General features: G+C 55.9%; 16 protein-coding genes. 5 read left to right on the top strand and 11 right to left on the bottom strand.

Annotated elements, in window-relative coordinates; genetic code table 11:
* Positions 1–57 precede the first annotated feature (57 nt).
* The 5 genes from R6V78_RS20235 to serS all read right to left on the bottom strand — a co-directional run bounded on the left by R6V78_RS20235 (position 58) and on the right by serS (position 7,338).
* A complete protein-coding gene (locus R6V78_RS20235) occupies positions 58–1,749 on the bottom strand; it encodes a PAS domain S-box protein (protein ID WP_410291204.1) in 1,692 nt (563 codons plus the stop codon).
* 89 nt (positions 1,750–1,838) lie between these two features.
* Positions 1,839–2,603 (bottom strand): tetratricopeptide repeat protein, encoded by a 765-nt coding sequence (locus R6V78_RS20230; RefSeq protein ID WP_410291203.1) that lies wholly within the window; start codon positions 2,601–2,603, stop codon positions 1,839–1,841.
* A 65-nt stretch (positions 2,604–2,668) separates the two neighbouring features.
* Positions 2,669–4,483, bottom strand: coding sequence for a LysM peptidoglycan-binding domain-containing protein (locus R6V78_RS20225; protein WP_410291202.1), 1,815 nt, complete (start codon positions 4,481–4,483; stop codon positions 2,669–2,671).
* Between the two features lie 78 nt (positions 4,484–4,561).
* The gene (gene thrC, locus R6V78_RS20220; RefSeq protein ID WP_410291201.1) at positions 4,562–6,067 is read right to left on the bottom strand and encodes a threonine synthase; all 1,506 of its coding nucleotides are present in this window, start codon (positions 6,065–6,067) and stop codon (positions 4,562–4,564) included.
* Entirely contained in the window at positions 6,064–7,338 is a 1,275-nt protein-coding gene (gene serS / locus R6V78_RS20215) for a serine--tRNA ligase (RefSeq protein WP_410291200.1), read from the bottom strand. Before serS ends, thrC begins: the two co-directional genes overlap by 4 nt.
* Before the next feature lie 344 nt (positions 7,339–7,682).
* Between serS and R6V78_RS20210 the strand changes: the two genes are divergently transcribed.
* The 4 genes from R6V78_RS20210 to R6V78_RS20195 all read left to right on the top strand — a co-directional run bounded on the left by R6V78_RS20210 (position 7,683) and on the right by R6V78_RS20195 (position 10,651).
* A complete protein-coding gene (locus tag R6V78_RS20210) occupies positions 7,683–8,270 on the top strand; it encodes a 5-formyltetrahydrofolate cyclo-ligase (RefSeq protein ID WP_410291199.1) in 588 nt (195 codons plus the stop codon).
* Between the two features lie 266 nt (positions 8,271–8,536).
* Positions 8,537–9,181 carry a protein-L-isoaspartate(D-aspartate) O-methyltransferase gene (locus R6V78_RS20205; RefSeq protein WP_410291198.1) on the top strand — a complete coding sequence of 215 codons (645 nt, stop codon included), beginning with the start codon at positions 8,537–8,539 and terminating at the stop codon, positions 9,179–9,181.
* A complete protein-coding gene (locus R6V78_RS20200; RefSeq protein ID WP_410291197.1) occupies positions 9,182–9,763 on the top strand; it encodes a YqaA family protein in 582 nt (193 codons plus the stop codon). It abuts the gene before it with no gap.
* A gap of 90 nt (positions 9,764–9,853) precedes the next feature.
* Complete coding sequence (locus R6V78_RS20195) at positions 9,854–10,651, top strand: alpha/beta hydrolase (RefSeq protein WP_410291219.1); 798 nt, start codon at positions 9,854–9,856, stop codon at positions 10,649–10,651.
* On the opposite strand, the gene R6V78_RS20190 is transcribed toward R6V78_RS20195, so the two are convergent.
* Positions 10,637–11,839, bottom strand: coding sequence for a capsule biosynthesis protein (locus R6V78_RS20190; RefSeq protein ID WP_410291196.1), 1,203 nt, complete (start codon positions 11,837–11,839; stop codon positions 10,637–10,639). The genes R6V78_RS20195 and R6V78_RS20190 overlap by 15 nt on opposite strands.
* Before the next feature lie 247 nt (positions 11,840–12,086).
* Between R6V78_RS20190 and R6V78_RS20185 the strand changes: the two genes are divergently transcribed.
* Positions 12,087–12,641, top strand: a complete 555-nt coding sequence (locus tag R6V78_RS20185) for an acyloxyacyl hydrolase (protein WP_410291195.1) — start codon at positions 12,087–12,089, stop codon at positions 12,639–12,641.
* A 49-nt stretch (positions 12,642–12,690) separates the two neighbouring features.
* Here R6V78_RS20185 and R6V78_RS20180 read toward each other — a convergent pair whose 3' ends face one another.
* The 5 genes from R6V78_RS20180 to R6V78_RS20160 form a co-directional block, all read right to left on the bottom strand.
* Positions 12,691–12,939, bottom strand: coding sequence for a hypothetical protein (locus R6V78_RS20180; protein ID WP_410291194.1), 249 nt, complete (start codon positions 12,937–12,939; stop codon positions 12,691–12,693).
* Between the two features lie 395 nt (positions 12,940–13,334).
* On the bottom strand, positions 13,335–15,368 hold the full coding sequence (locus tag R6V78_RS20175; protein WP_410291193.1) for a capsular polysaccharide biosynthesis protein: 2,034 nt from the start codon (positions 15,366–15,368) through the stop codon (positions 13,335–13,337).
* Between the two features lie 137 nt (positions 15,369–15,505).
* Positions 15,506–16,552: a hypothetical protein gene (locus R6V78_RS20170; protein WP_410291192.1), complete on the bottom strand. Its 1,047-nt coding sequence runs from the start codon at positions 16,550–16,552 to the stop codon at positions 15,506–15,508.
* Positions 16,553–16,629: 77 nt separating this feature from the next.
* Positions 16,630–17,400 carry a sulfotransferase family protein gene (locus R6V78_RS20165; RefSeq protein ID WP_410291191.1) on the bottom strand — a complete coding sequence of 257 codons (771 nt, stop codon included), beginning with the start codon at positions 17,398–17,400 and terminating at the stop codon, positions 16,630–16,632.
* Between the two features lie 36 nt (positions 17,401–17,436).
* Positions 17,437–18,336, bottom strand: a 900-nt coding sequence (locus R6V78_RS20160; RefSeq protein WP_410291190.1) for a glycosyltransferase, incomplete at its 5' end; no start/stop codon positions are given.

Raw genomic sequence — 18,336 nt, 5'->3', positions numbered from 1 at the left:
CGTGCCTCTCAAGAGAAGTGGACGATCCAAACCGCTGCCGGGATGGGACGGCACGGGTCAGGTCATCATATAAAAGCCGATGGTCACATCGCATGGGGCTTTATCCACAAATTGGCAGCCGATGGTCTTGTCGACCACAGCGCGCACCACCACCTCTTTTTGAACCACTGAACCGGCCGTGTTGTCCAGGGTGAATTTAACCCGGAACCGGTCGTTGATCCGCACGTCCTGGTTGCCGAACAGCCTGAAGCCGATCCCATGGCGGGAGATGTTTTCGATCAGGATTCTTCCCCAGTCATCCGACTTCAGGGCAAGGCGCTCGCCCCGGCCGCGGATGAACACGCCTTCCAAACGGACCGTTTTGCGGTGTTCGCGGCGCAGTTCGACTTTAATGTACATCTCGTTTCCGCAGGCACAGGTCGCTTTCAACCGGGTGCCGATGGTCTTAATTTCTGAAATATCAAGCAATTTTTGACGGTTGCAGTGCCTGCAGGCGATATTGGCCGTTTTGCCGTCCTTGAGCAATGCCGTGCTCAGCAATTCCGGGTCATCGGGGGCTCCGGCTTCGAAATGCCAGCGGGCCCTGTCTTCGGCAGCGGCACGGCTGCCGCTATCGATGACCTCAACCGGTCCCTCGTATTCCAGGAGATCGCCGCCGGTTTCGGATCCGGAATCGACGAACTGGAAGAGGATGTCGCGAAGTCCGGCCGGTGCCTTCTCGGTCTGGCGTCGAAGCAGCGCAGCAACGATGCTGCCGCCGACGCATTTGGCCAGGCTCTGGGTTTCGCCCGACCAGGCCAGCGGAGCCCTCACGGCGTCGCAGCCAATGATGCCCAGCAGGTAGCGGCCAAAAAACAGGGGCGTGAACAGGAACGATTTTACCCCGGGAGCGTGGAAGCCCGCATGGGCCGCCTGGTCCATCGGTGCGAGGGCGGCGATATCGGCAACACTGACGGTGCTGCGTTTTTTGACCTGGCCGAGCACCCTGGAAAAGGCCTCCACGGATGCGCCCTGCAGGGCCGGCGCCGGTGACTGGATGCCTTCACCGACCCATTCGTGGGTGATGGAAAGCCGTCGCCTGCGATCGTGAAACAGGCATACGTAAACACGATCCGCACCGGATACCAGGCCCACTTTTTCGAGGGTGTAGACAATGACTTCATCGATGTCGGCGGTGGACCAGACCGAAAGGTCGTCGAGGATCGAAAACAGCAGATTGACAAAGTATTCTTTGAGCTGCAGGGCTTCCAGGGTCTGGCGGAGGCGGGTGATGTCCTCCACGGCCAGAAGCATGCCGGGAAGGTGCTGGTCGCGCATCTCAACCGGTTGGGCATAGACCCTGGCGGACCATATGGCCCCGTCCTTTTTCTTAAATTTTATTTCAAAAGCCTGCTTTTGGGTGCCGGCAAAAATCCGACTGCGGTTGATAAAGAAAACGGCCTGGTCTTCCGGGGCGATGAATAAACTGATCGGTTTTTTGAGCAGGTAGGACTTGGCTGCGCCGAGCATGTCGACCGCGCGGGTGTTTACGGACTGGATCAGACCGGACTTGTCCAGCGAAATCATACCGGTGGTCGATGTTTTCACCCACAGCGCGCACTCCGCGATGCTTTTTTTAAGCAGCTCCCGTTCGCTGGAAAGGGCCTGGTTGAACTTCTCCAGCTCGCTGTTGCGGTGGGTCAGCTCCTCGATCCGATACCGCAGCCGTTCGGACGGATCAGGGTCAGGCTGACGATCATCTCTGGTCATGGCGTCTCCCCCGGCAAACAGATGACCCGCATGCCTGAAGCGGTAAAAACGAAGCGGTCTCACCGGTTGGTCCGGGGTTGCCGCTTTGATTAGTAGATTTTTTTCAGCTCTTCGGATGCCTCGACGGCCAGATTGGAATCATCGGTATATTCAATGGCCCCTTTCAAGGCCAGTCTGGCGTTGCTGTAATCTCCCAGAAGACGGTAGGTCCTGCCCAGCTCCAAAAGGACGTCCGGGTTTCTGGGATTGTCTTTTATCATCATTTCGAACTGCGAGAGTGCGGCGTGCAATCGACCGGTGGCGAGGTAGGTCCTGCCCAGATTGAGCTGGGCGATATAGAATTCCGGCTTGAGTTGAAGCGCTTCTTTTAAATATGTCAATGCCTTGTCATAGTTTTTCTGATTGTAGTATGCCCAGCCCAGGTTGGCCAGTGGAAAGTGAGGGGTGGCGTAAAGCATATCTCCGGTCACCTCTTCCAGCATCACGATGGCCTTGTCCCATTGTTTGCGCACCAGATAGGCGCTGCCCAGATTGTTCTTGGCCAGAGAGTAGTCCGGCTTCAGGTGCACCGCTTTTTCAAAATGCACGACGGCCAGGTCGATCTTGTCCTTGGCCATGTATACCAGGCCCAGATCGTTATGCAAAATGGGATCCTCCGGGTTTATTTTTTCGGCCTTGAGCAGTTCTCCCAGGGCGGCGGTGTAATTTCCCTCGCTGAGATAGGCCTCGCCCAGGTTTCGGGACGCACTGGCTTTCTTTTTTTCCTGGGGGCTGATCCCCGTTGTCCCACAGGCTGCAAACAGCAGCATGGCCAAGAGCAAGCACAGGATTGTATTCGGTTGCCGATGCATCATCGGTGGTTCTCCTTGTATGGCGTGATTTTTGTGTTCCCACCTTCGGGGTCAGACGGTCAACCTGTCTATTGTCCGACGTCGGTGTCGATTCGGATCAGCCTGATACCATCGTTCCGGATAAAGAGGTCGATCAGTTCGGGCAGCTGCATTTCGGTGAAGAGCCGGTTTTCTCCACTGCCGGTCGGAACGAGAATACCATAAATGGCAATGGCCGTGTTGAATTCAGCGGGTCGGTCGGCGCCGTAAAACACGGGGGTCAGTGTATAGGCCATGCCCGCGGTCTCCATCAGTTGCTGGATGATCGCCACCGGTCCGGCATCGACATCGATCTGCAGGATTTCCAGCCCCGTGTCTCGGATGGCAGCCACCGCATCGCCATACAGATCGCCGAAATCGACCAGAATCTCCCTGCCGTTGCCGAAGGAGAGCAGGTTGGACAGGGCCTGGACCTGGATCCCGGCGTAAGGGAAGCTGATGGCGGTGTTGGCTGAGTACCGAAAGCCCATAATTCTGGCCAATGATTCGAGCAGCGCCTTCTGACTGCTGCCGTCGATGCTGACGGCATCCGGCGCTGCATCGATGGGAAACGGTGTCGATGTCTGCTCGGGGGCGCTGGTCAGGATCTCTTTGATGACGATGTCGTTCTGATCCAGATAACGGATGATGGCGCCATGGGTCCGCTGGGAGGCGGAGGTGATGGGTGTGATGCAGGTGTGGCGTGGCGCCGACCCGTCGGCGGACGTTTCGGTGCGGATCCACTTGGCGCTGACGGTGATTTTAACCCCCCGGTCGTCGAAGGAAAGCTGGTTGGGGGCTGCCTCGCCGGAGAAGGCCGCGAAGACGGCTTCAAGAATTTCCCGGGAGGAGGCGTTTTCGGGTATCTTCACCACCTCGACATTATCCCAGTAAGACTGAACCAGCGGCAGGTCCACATTCATCACCCGGTCTGCGGTGGTCAGAATCACCCTGGACCCGTTCTGAAGGTCGATCACGGGATAGCGCGAAAGGTCCAGTTCGAAATCTTTGCCCTGTTTCATCGGGAAAAAATAGGTGCCCTTGTCCAGCAGGCGGCCACCGATGGCCGAGGCGGCTTCGGCTGCCGGGCCGCTGTGCTCCGACTGCGGTTGACTGACGGCCATCTCCGGCGCGGCTGCACCGGCGAGTTGGGGCGCGGGGGCATCGGATGTGGCATCCGCGGCATCGGCTCTCATTTCGACCAGATTTCCGGCTTCGTCGAACAGGGCCCCGTACCAGCTCTGTTCCCGGATGGAAGGGTCGGGCATGTAGACCTTCTGTCCGGCGTAAATTTGGTTGATGTCCTTGATTTGCGGGTTGGCGGCCTTGAACAGTTTCACGCCCTGGCTGAAAGTCAGGTTCCCGTAGCGCCCCCCGAACCGGTTGGCAATCAGTCTGGAGACGGTGTCGCCCGGCTGGACGGCGTACTCGCGGGTATGCTTTTTGATCATCTCCTCGGGATTGGAAATCATGACGAAGGGGATGGTGACCACCCCTGAGGATTGACCCGGCAGGGTCCCCTGAACCAGTTTTTTGAGCGGAATGTCCACCACCTGGCCGGGACGGAGGCGATCCAGGTCTTTCACATGCGGATTGAGGCGCTGAAAAATGCCCAGGAACTCCCTGAAGTCGTCATGGGCGAGTTCTCCTTTCTGACGGAAGATTTTAAGTACCCAGTCTCCCTGCTGCACCTGGTAGGGGTCGCAGAGAATATCCCAGCCGCGGTCATAGCGCACCACATAGTCTTTATAGAGCATGGCGCCATGGCTGTTGACCGCCAGGAGCAGCCCGATAAACGCCAGCGCAGGCAAAATGAACCGGCGGGAGGGCGGGTTCAGGAGAGTCTTCAGATATGTCATTGCCATGGTCGTTTGCCTGTTCTTGAGGTTGCGTTTCAGGTGGATGGTCGATCCCCTTTGCGGTTGTCCACCGGCGGTTTCCGATCAGCGCCTTTTCTTCAACCCCAGTTCCTCGGCGATTTGCCGGGAGACGGCATTGACAAAGGCGGCAAGCGCCTCTTTGCCCAGCGGCCTGCCTGGTTCCGGCACCTGGGCCAGGTGCTGCGGACAGATATAGCGCGGCTGATTGATCAATGCCGGGTCCGGGTGGACGGCAAATCCGTCCGGAAAACTGTTCTGGAAGTACATGTCCTGGAAACCGGAAAACTTGAGGGCGTGGGCCGTGGAATCAACGATGGCCGTCTCGCCGGAGGCCACATAACCAGCCGCGAGGGCCACCGTCAGGCCGGCCAGTGATTCTCCGCCATGGGTGCAGGCGATGTGGCCGTTGCGGTTGGCCGTGAGCTGCCAGTCCATGATATCCTGCTCGGCCACCTCTGCAAAAAAGACCCGCTGTCGGCCGGCAATCCGGTCGTAGCGATCCACCAGGTGAATTACCCGGGGCATCGAAACCGGGTTGCCGATCATGGCGGCCTGAGCCACGCTGGGTCTGACGTCCATGGGTACAAACCGCCCCCGGCGCGCCTTGGGCTGGCTGTAGTACTGGTAGACCGGGTTGGCGTGCACGGATTGGACACCCACGATTTTGGGCAGGGCATCGATGACGCCGGTTTCGAAAAACTTAAGGAATCCGTTCATCACAGCGGTGATGTTTCCGGCATTGCCGATGGGCAGCACCACCACCTTGTCGGCCAGGGCATATTCGAAATCCTGTGCGATCTCATACGCGTAGGATTCCTGTCCCAGGATGCGCCAGGCGTTCTTGGAGTTGAGCAGGGCCACGTTGTACTGTTCGGAAAGGGCTTCGACAACCTTCATGCAGTCATCGAACACCCCGGGAATCTCGAAGACGTCCGCCCCGCTGCCCAGTGGCTGGGAGAGCTGCTGGGGGGTTACTTTCTTGTGGGGCAGCAGGACCGCCGATTTGATATGCGGCTTGAGATAGGCTGCATAGAGGGCGGCGGCGGCACTGGTATCCCCGGTGGACGCGCAGATGGACAGCACCTGGTCGACCAGACCCTGCCGGATAAGAAAATTGATGTAGCTCAAGGCGCTGGCCATGCCCCGGTCTTTGAAGGAGGCGCTGGGGTTCTGCCCGTCATTTTTAAAGTAAAAGCGGATGCCCGCCTTGGCCTGGAGGATGTCGTTGGCCTCCACCACGGGGGTGTGGCCTTCTCCCAGGTAGACCACCGAATCCAGCGGGATCACCGGGCCGATGAACTCATGGTAGCGATAGATGCCCTTAAGGGCCGGGATCTTGAGCATGCGCCGGTAGTCGAAAATACGCTGCCAGGCTTCGCCGCCGACCTCTTTGAGTCGATCGAAGCCGCGGTCATGGAGAAGCAGGACGCTGCCGCAGTCCGGGCAGGTGTAAAGCAGTGATTCAATGCCGTGTTGGGCATTGCAGCCCAGGCAGCGGTAGATCATTTCGCCGCCGGGTTCCGGGATCAGGTGCGGCCGGATCGCTTCCGGGAATTGGTCGAGTTTCACGGGATAATCTTTTCCATTCCGCCCATGTGTGCCCTGAGCGCTTGCGGGATGACGACCGTGCCGTCTTCCTGTTGACAGTTCTCCAGCAGGGCGGCCAGCGTTCGGCCTACGGCCAGCCCGCTGCCGTTCAATGTATGCACCAGCCGGGTACCCTTTTTGCCCTTCTCCTTAAAACGGATGTTGGCCCGTCGGGCTTGAAAATCCTCGAAATTACTGCACGAGGAGATCTCCCGATAGACACCCTGGGAGGGCATCCAGACTTCGATGTCGTAGGTTTTGGCGGCGGAAAAGCCGATGTCGCCCGTACACAGGGTGATCACCCGGTAAGGCAGCCCAAGGCGGCGAAGCACGCTCTCCGCGTTGTCCAGCAGGGATGCCAGTTCATCGTAGGATGTCTCCGGCCGGGTGAATTTGACCAACTCCACCTTGTTGAACTGGTGCTGGCGGATCAACCCGCGCGTGTCCTTGCCGTAGGAGCCGGCCTCGGAGCGGAAACAGGGGGTGTAGGCCGTGAAGTAGACCGGCAGCTGGGTTTCGTCCAGAATCTCTTCCTGGTAAATGTTGGTAACCGGTACTTCTGCCGTGGGGATGAGAAAATAATCCAGGCCTTCGAGCTTGAACAGGTCCGCCTCGAACTTGGGCAGCTGGCCGGTGCCGGTCATGGTTTTGCGGTTGACGATAAATGGCGGCAGCACCTCTTTGTAGCCGTGCTCGCCGGTGTGCAGGTCCAGCATGAAGTTGATCAATGCCCGTTCCAGGCGGGCTGCCACCCCCAGGTAGAGAGGAAAACGTGCGCCGGCGATTTTCGAGGCGCGGGCGAAATCCAGGATGCCCAGACGCTCACCGATAGTCCAATGGGGCAGGGGCGCATAGGCGAAGGCGGTGGGCTCGCCCACTGTTTTGACGACGGGGTTGTCCGCCTCGTTTTTACCCACGGGTACGCTTGCATGGGGAATGTTGGGCATGGACATGATCATTGCATCTATGGCGGTTTCACAGTCACTCAGCCCTCTTTCCAGATCCTTGATGGTTGCCGAGACGGCGCGCATTTTCGCGATGATGGCATCGGCGTTCTCACCACTGCGCTTCATCCGGGCCACCTGGTCGGAGACACGGTTGCGCTGGTGACGGTAGGCTTCTAAATCGGAGAGGATGGTTTTTCGCCGGGAATCGTGAGCCTGAAACGCCTCCCAATCGAAGTCGGCGCCTCGGTTTTGCATGGCTGTTTTGACCAGTTCCAATTTTTCTCTCACCAACTTGATTTCCAGCATAATTGTCCTTATATTCCAAAGTCGTGTTTTAACGGGGCCATACATCGAATTGCAGGCGGCGGTGTAATTCCGTAACGGGGTGGTGAACGGCTCTACCGATGAAAGGCGAACACCGAAGGCAAAACCAGCCAGAACCTTATCCCAAGCGCGCTAATTAGTCAATGATGATTGCCGGTTGTAGCCTGATGCAGGTGCAGTCCGCGTTGCCTGCCGCCGGAGATTCAACCGATCCTGAATCGATTGTTCGCTTGGCGTGGGGCCCCGTGACTTTCAGCGTGGACGGGTTTAGGATGCAGTGCGCGGTTCGGCGACCAGAGGCAGAAAACCAAAAGGCGGAGATGGCAATGGATGAAGTCCGGGAAAAAAAGCAGGAAATCAGAAAACAGACAGCGGTATTCTTCAACGCGCTTTCAAAGGATGTGCTGGAAGCAAACACGCGCACCATCGAAAACCGGCTCTTCGAGTTCGCCAACTTTCTCGAATCCAAGATCGTTCTGCTCTATGTGAATGCCGAAAATGAGGTGTCCACCCATGCCATCATCAAGCGGGCCTACGAATTCAACAAGATCGTTGTGCTTCCCGCATTTGACACGACCAAATCCAAAATGAAACTGATGAAGGTGGACAACCCGACCAGGGATGTTGTCGTCGGGCCGCGGGGAATTCTCGAACCCGATCCCGCCAAATGCAAACCGGTTCCGCTGGATTGCATCGATATCGCCGTCATTCCCGGAGTCGCCATGGATGAAAAAGGCGGGCGGATCGGCTCTGGCGACGGCTACTACGACCGGCTTATCCCCGATTTGCCCCTGACCACGCGCAAGGTCGGCCTGGTCTTCGAGGGCCAGCTGGTCCCCCAGGTGCCCATGGAATCCCACGACAAACATGTGGATATCATCATCACCGAAAAACGGGTAATCTATAAAATTTAACCCAGCGGCCGATTGTGTGGCGGGTGCAAGGCGTCCCACTGCGGGGCGCTTTTGTCGTTTTGGGTGCCCGCGGAAACGGCAGCCGGCGGTTGGGGCCCAGGCCGCAGCGCTTCGGAAGCCAAAGGCCCGTCAGCGCTGTGTTGCTGACTATCCAGGACGGTTGAACCCGGAGCGGGTCTTCAAGATGCCGAATATGGATGGATACCTTCTAACATCTTGACCTGACACGCCTTAATTGATAGACACGTGCTGGGGGAAAAACGTGGATGAAATACCAGCGCCTGAGAAATGAAATGGTCACCAAACAGCTCATCTCCCGCGGGATCAGCGATCCCCGGGTGCTGTCGGCCATGCGGACCGTTCCCCGCCACCTGTTTGTCAGTGAAGCCATGATGGATCAGGCCTATGGCGATTTTCCCCTGCCCATCGGTGAACAACAGACCATTTCGCAACCTTACATCGTTGCTGAAATGACCGAGTCACTCCAGTTGAAACCGGAGGACCGCGTGTTGGAGGTCGGGACGGGTTCCGGCTACCAGGCGGCCATTCTGGCGCAAATCGCCTTCCGGGTTTATACGGTTGAGCGGATCTACTCACTTTTTACCCGAACGCGGAAGCTGTTCGACCAGCTGCGCTACCACAACATCGTCACCCGCTATTCGGACGGCACCACCGGCTGGAAAGAAGAGAGCCCTTTTGATGCGATCATCGTCACTGCCGGTGCACCCGAGATCCCCATGGTGCTGGTCAACCAGCTGGCCATGGACGGCCGGATGGTAATCCCGGTGGGGGATCGCCACACCCAGGATCTGATCAAGCTGGTGCGCACCGAAACGGGCATCCAGCAGTCCAACCTGGGCGGCTGCCGCTTCGTCAGGCTCATCGGCGAACACGGCTGGAGAGAGCCGTAAATGCTCAGGCGCCTGTACGACTGGGTGCTTCACTGGGCCGTCACCCCTTACGGCACCTGGGCCTTGTTTCTACTGGCCTTTGCCGAATCCTCCTTCTTTCCCATCCCACCGGACGTTCTGTTGATCGCCATGTGTGTGGCCCGGCCGGGCAAGTCGTTTAATTACGCCCTGGTATGTACCCTCGGATCCCTTTTCGGGGGATGCCTGGGCTACCTGATCGGCTGGCAGTTCATGGCCTCGGTGGGCATCCGCATCGTTGAATTTTATGGTCTGGCGGACAAGGTGGCCTTTATCGAAACCCTCTACAACACCTACGACGCCTGGGCTGTGGCCATCGCCGGGTTCACTCCCATTCCGTATAAGGTATTCACCATCGCCGCCGGCATGTTCAAGATCAACTTCACGGTGTTTGTCCTGGCCTCCATGGTGTCCCGGGCGGCCCGGTTTTTCCTGGTGGGCGGGCTGATCTACCGGTTCGGCCCGCGCATCCAGCGCTTTATTGACCGCTATTTCAACCTGCTGGCGGTCACTTTTACCGTATTGCTGGTGGGCAGCTTTGTGTTGATAAACTATCTGTTTTAATCGTCCAACTCAGGTAAACGTGTTGCGCGGGTGCATCTCCCTCGACCCCCTGGGTCATAGAACCCTTTTTTGGCAGGAACCATCGTGAAAATGATCCTGGAAACCATTACCATCCTTGGTCTCTTTTTCTTCGGCGCCACCCTTTTGCTCTATTTTTTCCAGGCTGGAATGATCTTTTTTCCCCAGCCGACCGCGCTGGGCAACCAGGCCCGTTATGCCGCGCATGCCATCAGCGTGCGCCACGGCGACGTCACCCTCAGCGGCTGGTTCTTCAACAACGAGATCGACCCGCGGCACCCTTTGATTGTCTATTACGGCGGCAATGCCGAGGATGTGTCTTTGAACTTCACTGACCTGGAGCGGTTCGCCACCCGATCCTTTTTGTTCATGAACTACCGCGGATACGGTCACAGCACCGGCCGCCCTTCCGAACGTGCACTGCTTGACGATGCCGTGTTCGTATTCGACCACGTCATGGCCACGGAAGGGATCGACCCTGCCCATGTGGTGCTCATGGGCCGCAGTCTGGGTGCGGGGGTGGCCGTGCATGTGGCGGCCACGCGCACGGTGGGCGGCATCATTCTCGTCACGCCATTCGATTCCCTGGTGAATGTGGCCAGGGTGCACTATCCGATCTTTCCGGTGGGCTGGATGCTCAAACACCGCTTCGAATCCGCCGCCCTGGCGCCGGACATTGCCACGCCGGCCCTTTTCCTGAGCGCCTCCCATGACCAGGTGGTGCCGGCCCGCTTGACCCGGAACCTGGAACGCGTGTGGGGCGGCCTGGCCACCACCGTCACCGTGCAGGGCACCGACCACAATTCCATTCAAACATCGCCGGCCTATTGGGCGGCGGTCAATGCCTACCTGGAATCACGCGTTCAATAATTCCCGAAAACCACCGTAAAAGGAGCCCTCCAGCTGGGTCCGATCAATGAGATAGCTGCGAAATTTTTGAAAAAGCTTGCGGTCAGGCGCTTTATATTCCGACCAGAAGCGGTCCAAGGGCAAACCCGTGCAGGTGAGCCCCTCGATATCGTACAGCGCCTCGCCGAGGACGAGGGTCGGGGTGCCATGAAAGAGCGAGGTGATACCGACCGTGCTGTTGACCGTGACCGTACCGATGGCATTTTTCAGACAGGTGGGCAGATGGACATCGTGCACGACATGCACGCGGTTGGCCGCACCCAGTCGTGCGGCCAGTTGGCGGATATATCCATAGAACAGGGGGCGGCCACGATCCATGGGATGGTGCTTGAAGACGATCGCGGTGTGATTCGGTGCATGCGCGGCAAAAGAGCGCATCACCGTGCGTATGAACGCCTGCATATTTTTGAAGGGCGAATGCTTGGTCATCTGAAAATCGTATTGCACCTGTAGCGGCACAAAATAGTATCTCTTCGCAAGGTCATTCGCAATCGCTCTGGCAAACGGCTTTTCGGTCAGCGCGAACCAAATTTTGCGGATGGCGTTGCGGATGCCATACCCAGTTTCAAGGCCGATGTCGGTATTGCGATGGTGTTTGTTATGGGGGTAGCGCCGGCGCTGGAGAAACATGAAAATAAAGTAGATGCCGGCGTAGCACGCCCAGCGGTGAAAGTTGTATTTAACCGGCTGGTTCGACCGTGCTGCCTGGGGCTTCGGTTTCAGTTGCCGGTAAAAATCGGCCTCGCGGGGCAAGGTGCTATGCGCATTGACGCCGTTTTCCTCTAAGGTGATGAAATTGGGCCGGACATACCCTTCTTCGAAAACAAAAACCCGAATGCCTGATCGGGCCGCGACATCCGCTGCCACACGATGATAAAAACGGCAGTCGCCATACAAGACGATCGCGTCGATTTTTTTATCCGCATAAAAATCGGTGATGAAGGCTTTCCAACCAGCCGTTTTCTCGCTGTAGTCAAACCGATTGTCCTTGTTGGCGAAAATGCGGTCGCCCCCATTGAAAACAATCCTGAAAACCCGCGCATTCCTTGATCGCAAACAGTGGTTAAGTTTTTTAAAAAAGGGTCCCATCGGGCCTTGTAACAACAGCACGCGTTTATGGGTCAACAGCGCTAAGCGGGTAATGTTCATTTCCATGCTTCGTAAATGGTGGAACTGGCTGTGTAATTATTTTCTCACACCCCGGTTCTTTTCCTTCCTAAATGGTAGATCAAAAAAAAAGCGCTCACGGCAGGAAATAATTAAATATCGTAACCATCTTATTTAAAACAAAAATATGCCAGCAGGGATTTTCATTTTATTGGCATGTTACTTGAGAAAGAAGGGCTAGGATCGAATTTTTTGTTCAAGGCTATTTTACATAAAAAGTAGGTGCAGATTGAAAATAGTCAACTTGACCCTCTGTATATTGATCTATCTCATTTGGCCCATCGCGGCACTGAGCGAATCGCGTCGCCCCGACTCCATCATCAACGAAATCCGCATTGGAATTATGGAGCATGATGTCGCCACTCGGTCAACAAAGCATGAGGACGGCAACGATTTTACCAGTGAATTTTTCTTTCGTTCGCCCGGCATAAGATTTTTAGAGGTCCTGGGATCACCGCGGCCTTCCATTGGTTTTTCTGTCAACAATAACAGCAATACCAATATGATGTATGCGGGTTTGAATTGGGACCTAAGGGCTTTCGAGCTTCTTTTCCTTAGCGTTGGATTAGGTGGCGCATTCCACGACGGTGAACTGCAAAGCTCCGACCCGGAGCGTCAGCGGCTAGGATCACGTGCATTGTTTCGTGCCGCCCTTGCTGCCGGATTTAAATTCAACAAGAGAGGGAATGTCTCCGTTCTTTTCGACCATGTCTCCAATGGTCATATGGCTTATCCAAACAATGGTTTGGAAAAATTGGGCCTTCAGTTTGGCTTTACCTATTAACGGTCGGTCGTACGAATCCCACGTATGAAGTGCCTTAATTCGGTCAGGGCTAACAGAAGTGGTCCTTGATCCCGACGCCATCAATGCCGCAGCCTCTTTTGATTTGCTGCCTGAGTTGATCGAGGGATTTCGCCCAATTCTTCGTGCTGCTGACTCGCAACGGTTTCGTGTTGATCAAATACACCCTGCCGTCGTCCTGCTTGTCCCCTGTCTCTGCCGGATTGCTGCACATGTCCTTGCCTTGACATCCATGTTCACGACAGCTGGTCGCCTTTGTTGATGTGATTTTATTTTTCATGTTGCGTGTGTGTCCTTTATCCGGTTGCAGGTTTTTTTGTCGCCGATTTCGGCCCAAAAAAGGTGATATGCCTAAAAAAATTTAAATTGTTTTGCTTAACGTCGGCGCGAGCCCAAAAAATTGCCAGGGTCGGTGAATACGCTTGAGCAGTGACGACTACCATATCGGTGCAACTTAAAAATACTTAACCTTGATGAACCCGTAAAAAGTCACAAACAGTGTCACTCCCGCGGAGGCGGGAGTCTATATAACTATCTGAATCTTATGGATCCCCGCCTTCGCGAGGATGACAATAAACCTGAAATTTCGACTTTTTACGGAACCATCAACCTTAAAGCTGACCATCTTTTTTTTCCATATGGTTTATGCGACATTGGGGTCTACTAAGGGGTAGCCTACCGCTTGAACAATAAACCGATATTATCAAGCAAATTGAATGCTTTGCGGATCAGTCGCCGCCAAAACGCCATGTTGATCGCTTCACCCTGGGAGGTTTTCTGTCGCAACAGCCCCTCGATGGCGTCCTCGACGGAAACGAACATGCGGGCCCCCCAATCGTAGTAGCGGGGATAGAGAACCAGCGCACAATAGAGCAATTCGTCGACGGTCCGTCGCCGGCGCCGGCGGTCGACCGGGTGGCGGTCGATGGTCAGGCCCCAACCGGCGTAAAACGGCAATCCATAGGTATGCACGGTTTTGCCGCGCAGGAGCGCTTCGAAGCCGGTCAGGGAGGTCATGGTATGAATCTGATCGGCCTGATCGAGGCAGTCGTTGATGTCACAATCGGTAGCGATAGCATCGCACATCGTTTTGGCAACGCCGACCGGAACCGCGCCGGTCCGATTGCCGGACAACACATCCGGATGGGGTTTGAAGATAATATGCGCATCGGGATTCGCCTGACGAACGGCCTTCAGTAGACTGAGATTGGTTTTTATATCGATGCTTCCGGTTCGGATCGAGGCGTCATCTTCCACCTGACCAGGAACCAGTATGACGGTTTTCACCTTATTGCCGGCCGGACGCCGACCACGATGGCCGGTATTGTATTTACTGATACCGCTGTTGACGATCCGTTGGCGGATCCGTTTGGCGCGGGCAAGCGCAGCATCATCCAGTTGAACGGTATTGAGCAGATGTTCCAGGTCGGAGGGCTGTCGCGGATCAAAATAAATGCCGCGCCGATCCACAATCAGCGATGCGGGCTTGTTTAAATCCGAACCCAGGCCCACGCTGCGGATGAAGCCGTCCTCCACCCGTTCAATCGGGATGCGCTGGCGTCGGGCCAGATCCCTGAGGTGGCGATCATCCCCGGCTCCCCATACAGCGATCCGGCTGGCGGCGGTTTTGCTGGTAACGCGTGGTGCGGATTTGTTTTTCAGGAAAACAGGATCCATCTCCGCCGAGCCGAGAAACCGTTTGATGATGCCGCGCTTCCACCACCGAAAGCCAAAGCAGTAGACCTGCCCCCGGTTTTGCGTGACGATGCGCTTGTGGTTTTCGATCAGATCGAGAATGCGCTCCAGTTCGCAGCGTTGTTCGCTTATGGGATCGACATAGCGAACATAGTCAAGGTAGGCCGCGTGGAACAGCTGCGCCAGGGTCCGCTTGACATTGCGGCGGGTGCAGGCGACCCGGTCCTCGGTCAGCCCCCAGCCGGCATAAAACGGCATGCCGAAGCAGGTGACTTTCCGACCCACCAGCAACGCTTCGAAACCCATTTGGGAGGTGACCGTGAACACATGGTCCACCTGCTGCAGCAGGGCGATCGGATTGCAGTCCTCGGCGATCAAGCCTACCGCATGCGGCAGTTTATCCGTGAGGTAGCCCTTTTTCCTGCCGGCAATGACATCCGGATGGGTTTTGACCAGAAACCGCCCCCGGGGATAGCGCTGCAAAGCGGCATGTACCATCTCCTGAAAGCTGTTTTCATCGGCCAATCCATACCTTACCGACATATCGCCGACGGTCTGGTCGATGAGCAAAATGTTGGGGCGATCATCCGATGGCAGTGCAGGACTGTGCCAGACATGGTTGTATTTGGTGGCCTGAAGGTTGACAAGGCGTTGGATGAGTCGTCTGGCCCGTGACGCATCGGTCGTGTCGGCGGCTTTGATCAGCGCTTCGACATCCGAGGGCTGACGCGCATTGTAGTAAATGCCTTGCCGGTCGACGATGAAGCCGAAGGGTTCGGCCCCCCTGACACCCAGTCCCACCGAGCGGACAAATCCGTCTTCCAGGGAGAGATAGGGCAGTTGGTGTCGACGGGCAAAGGCATCGGCCTTTTCCGTGTTGTCCTTCAGTCCCCAGCCGATGATCCCGGATAGCTTGTCCGCACGGCTGCTTTGCCTGCAGGCAACCAGGTCCGCTTCCAATGCAAGGGGAAGCAGCCGTCGCTTTAAAATGCCTTTGGAAAAAGTGCCGAGCATGGGTTTTTTACCTTAGCGTTCAGGAGCCAGGAGCAAAAGGGCGGCTCTTAGCTGTTAGGAAGAGCCAGGAGCAAAAGGGCGGCTCTTAGCTGTTGGCTGTTAGCTGTTAGGAAGAGCCAACAGCCAACAGCCAAGAGCTATGACTGATGCCCCTTTCTCCCTTCATTGCCACACCACTCCCTGGCCTTCACGTAAAGGGATTTTCTCAAGTCCTGGTCGTTTATCAGCAGCATAATTGCTGCAACCCACTTGTCCGGTACATTTTCACATAACAATCCAGTCTCGCCATGAGCGACTTTCTCTGCATAGGGCGTAACATTGGAATAAATCCCCGCGGCGCCCAGGCGGGTGGTATCGAACACCTTGCTGTGAGACCGCGCCCGGTTGAAGTCCGTATCGAAACAAGGTGCCAGCCCGATCTGGTGACGGACGGTTCCTGCATAGGCAAGATAGTCCTTCCAGGGCATGGGATGGACCACGCGCACCCGGGGGATGCCCAGAAACAGGCGCCTGACCCGATCGGTGCCCATGATTTCAAACCAAGCGTTGGGGGCATGCTGTTGAACCTGCCTTATAACCGGCACCAGCCATTTCATCTCTCGTCGATGCGCCCACGAGCCATGGTAGAAATAGACAACCGGTTTTTCGTTCGATGAGTTCGAAGCCACGTATTCCGGCTCCACCAGCCGGGGGGATGAAGCGGCATAACGGTGCATTAATTCAGGGGTGGAAAGCCACACCTCGCTGCAAACCTGACTGAGCAATCGCCGAGACAGTGCATAGCGCCACGCGGTTTTTAAAGCATAACGAAAGGGTAATTCCGGCGCCCGTAGTGCAGATGGGATGTCGTCATCCATTAAAAAAACGATCCCAGCAAGTTTGTCCTGTTGTCGCTTAAGCGATCGAAGCCAGTTTCTTGGTGCATGGCGGACGACTATTATCAAGGCGTCATTTCCAAAGGTTACATCGTTGGGCGGTGATCGTAGTGTATTTAAATAATTTACGGCTTCCCCAACGCTTTCCTTCAAACATCTCCTGAGGTACAAGTCAGTGGTCGGGACCTCTCCCGGTGTGAGCACCACAGCCATTTTCGGCGCGTGCTGGTTAAATTTTTCCTTGGATTGAAACAAGCCCCTGCCACCTTGATAAATTTCAAGTAAGCTGGCTAAAACGTTACGGAACACGTAAAATGCCTCCGCTCACAAGGTTTCCTCATGTGCGATCGGACGCGCATAGGTCTTTTTTATTAAGTGATCCAGTTCTATTCAATCTCGCTGGAAGCTTCAAGATATCCATAATGGATACCCCATCGCCGGCAGAGCCGTTCGATCTGATGTGATTCTTGCTCTGAAAATAAATTTTCATGATTGTGTGATATTGGTTTGGTCTCAATATGCTGATAAATTGCAGGTTTGAAATCTTCCCCAAGAAAAGCCAACATTTTTTCGATCTCTATCAAAGGCTCACGAGTAAAATTTTCATATTTCAATTCATAAACACGATGAGGGTACGCCATTTTAATTACCTGGACAATTTCCGCCGCCTCAGTCCAGTAGTTGCAGGCACCCACCACGCTTTGGACCTTGACCACCTTTCCGATCCGAAGACTTGAAACCACATCCATCGGATGCCGGATAATATGAATTAATTTCGCAGCGGGCATTTCACCGGCGATCATGGCCGCACCGTAGACATTCTGCGGTGTCTTGTCGAACCACCTTTGTGCACCTGGCTTGTTTTTCTTTATGTAAAGCTGCATATAACGGCAGTAAAGATCTGCACGCGAAATACTCTGGTCGAGAACCATTTGGAATTCGGATTCATCAATACCATCCATTTCCCGATGGCGCTTCAACACGCGATTATCGGAAACCATTTTTCGGTAGGGAGTGCCGCCGAAAGGCTCCGCCCACCTGAAAAAATGGGTTTCCTCCGGAGCGGCCAGACGCGGATGGTTGCGCAGCACGTCTCTCAGTAACGTAGTACCGGAACGGACACATCCAATGATGAAAAAAGGGCTATTTCCCAACATGCTCACCTTTTGTATTCAATAACATATCTTCTGCTTTCAGCCGGCTTGCTGCAGCAGCATCCCGGATTCAAGGTAAAAAGAACGAAAATCAGCAAAACGATCATTGAGTTGATCGGGCTGGTTGGCCCAATCCAGTGGAAACAGACAATGTCCGGCAGCTGGATCGTACTCCCGGATGCGCCTGGCGATCGCCCCGATATTGAAGGCCACAACCGGCAAACCCGCCTGCAGAGCGATCGAAAGGGTGTAGCTGTAGGTCTCCGGCCACACGGAAGGCAACCATCCCACGTGTGGGGACAATGCTTCCAAGGCACGCTGAGCATTTTCCTCAAGATACCGGCCGGTGACCCTGACCCCTTCTTCCTGTAACAACCGGTCGTTCATAGTGTACCCCATTACAATGAATTCGATGGGCAGTCGCCGCTGCCGGGCATCCCGGGCACAGGCCAGCAGCACCTCAAAACCCTTGATTTTTCCAATGGCGCCGATGACCATGATCCGCAACTTCTCATCCGCAGCCAGCTCAGGCGTCCGGATTAAGATCTGCTTCGGATCGATCTCCTCATGGGGCGAAACTTCGAAACATACCTCAGGGAAATACCGCTCGAGCCGCTCAGCAGCATCCTGGTCAGGCACCAGCACCTGGTCCGCCGCCATCAAAGCCCGTCTGTGCATGGCTCGCCAGGCCCCTATGTCGGTCACCTTAAAATCGGAACCCACTTCAACCAGGCACTTGTTGCAGGCGGTTTCAGCCGGCTCGCCGCAATAGAAGCCGTTCGCATCAGCCAGGTTGATGCGTGGACAGATGACTTTGTAGTCATGCAGGCCGAAGCCACCACCCGTACCGCTTGCCGGCACGGCGCTGTCGAGAGCGGCGAGCAGATGGTGCGTCACCAGCCATAGCACCGCCAGGCCCGCGAGGAACAGCCCCACCGA

This window comes from Desulfosarcina sp., from assembly GCF_046496365.1.
In the GTDB taxonomy this organism is placed as follows: Bacteria; Desulfobacterota; Desulfobacteria; order Desulfobacterales; family Desulfosarcinaceae; genus Desulfosarcina.
Note: the sequence above shows the minus strand (reverse complement) of the source record. Positions and strands in the feature narration are given on the sequence as shown.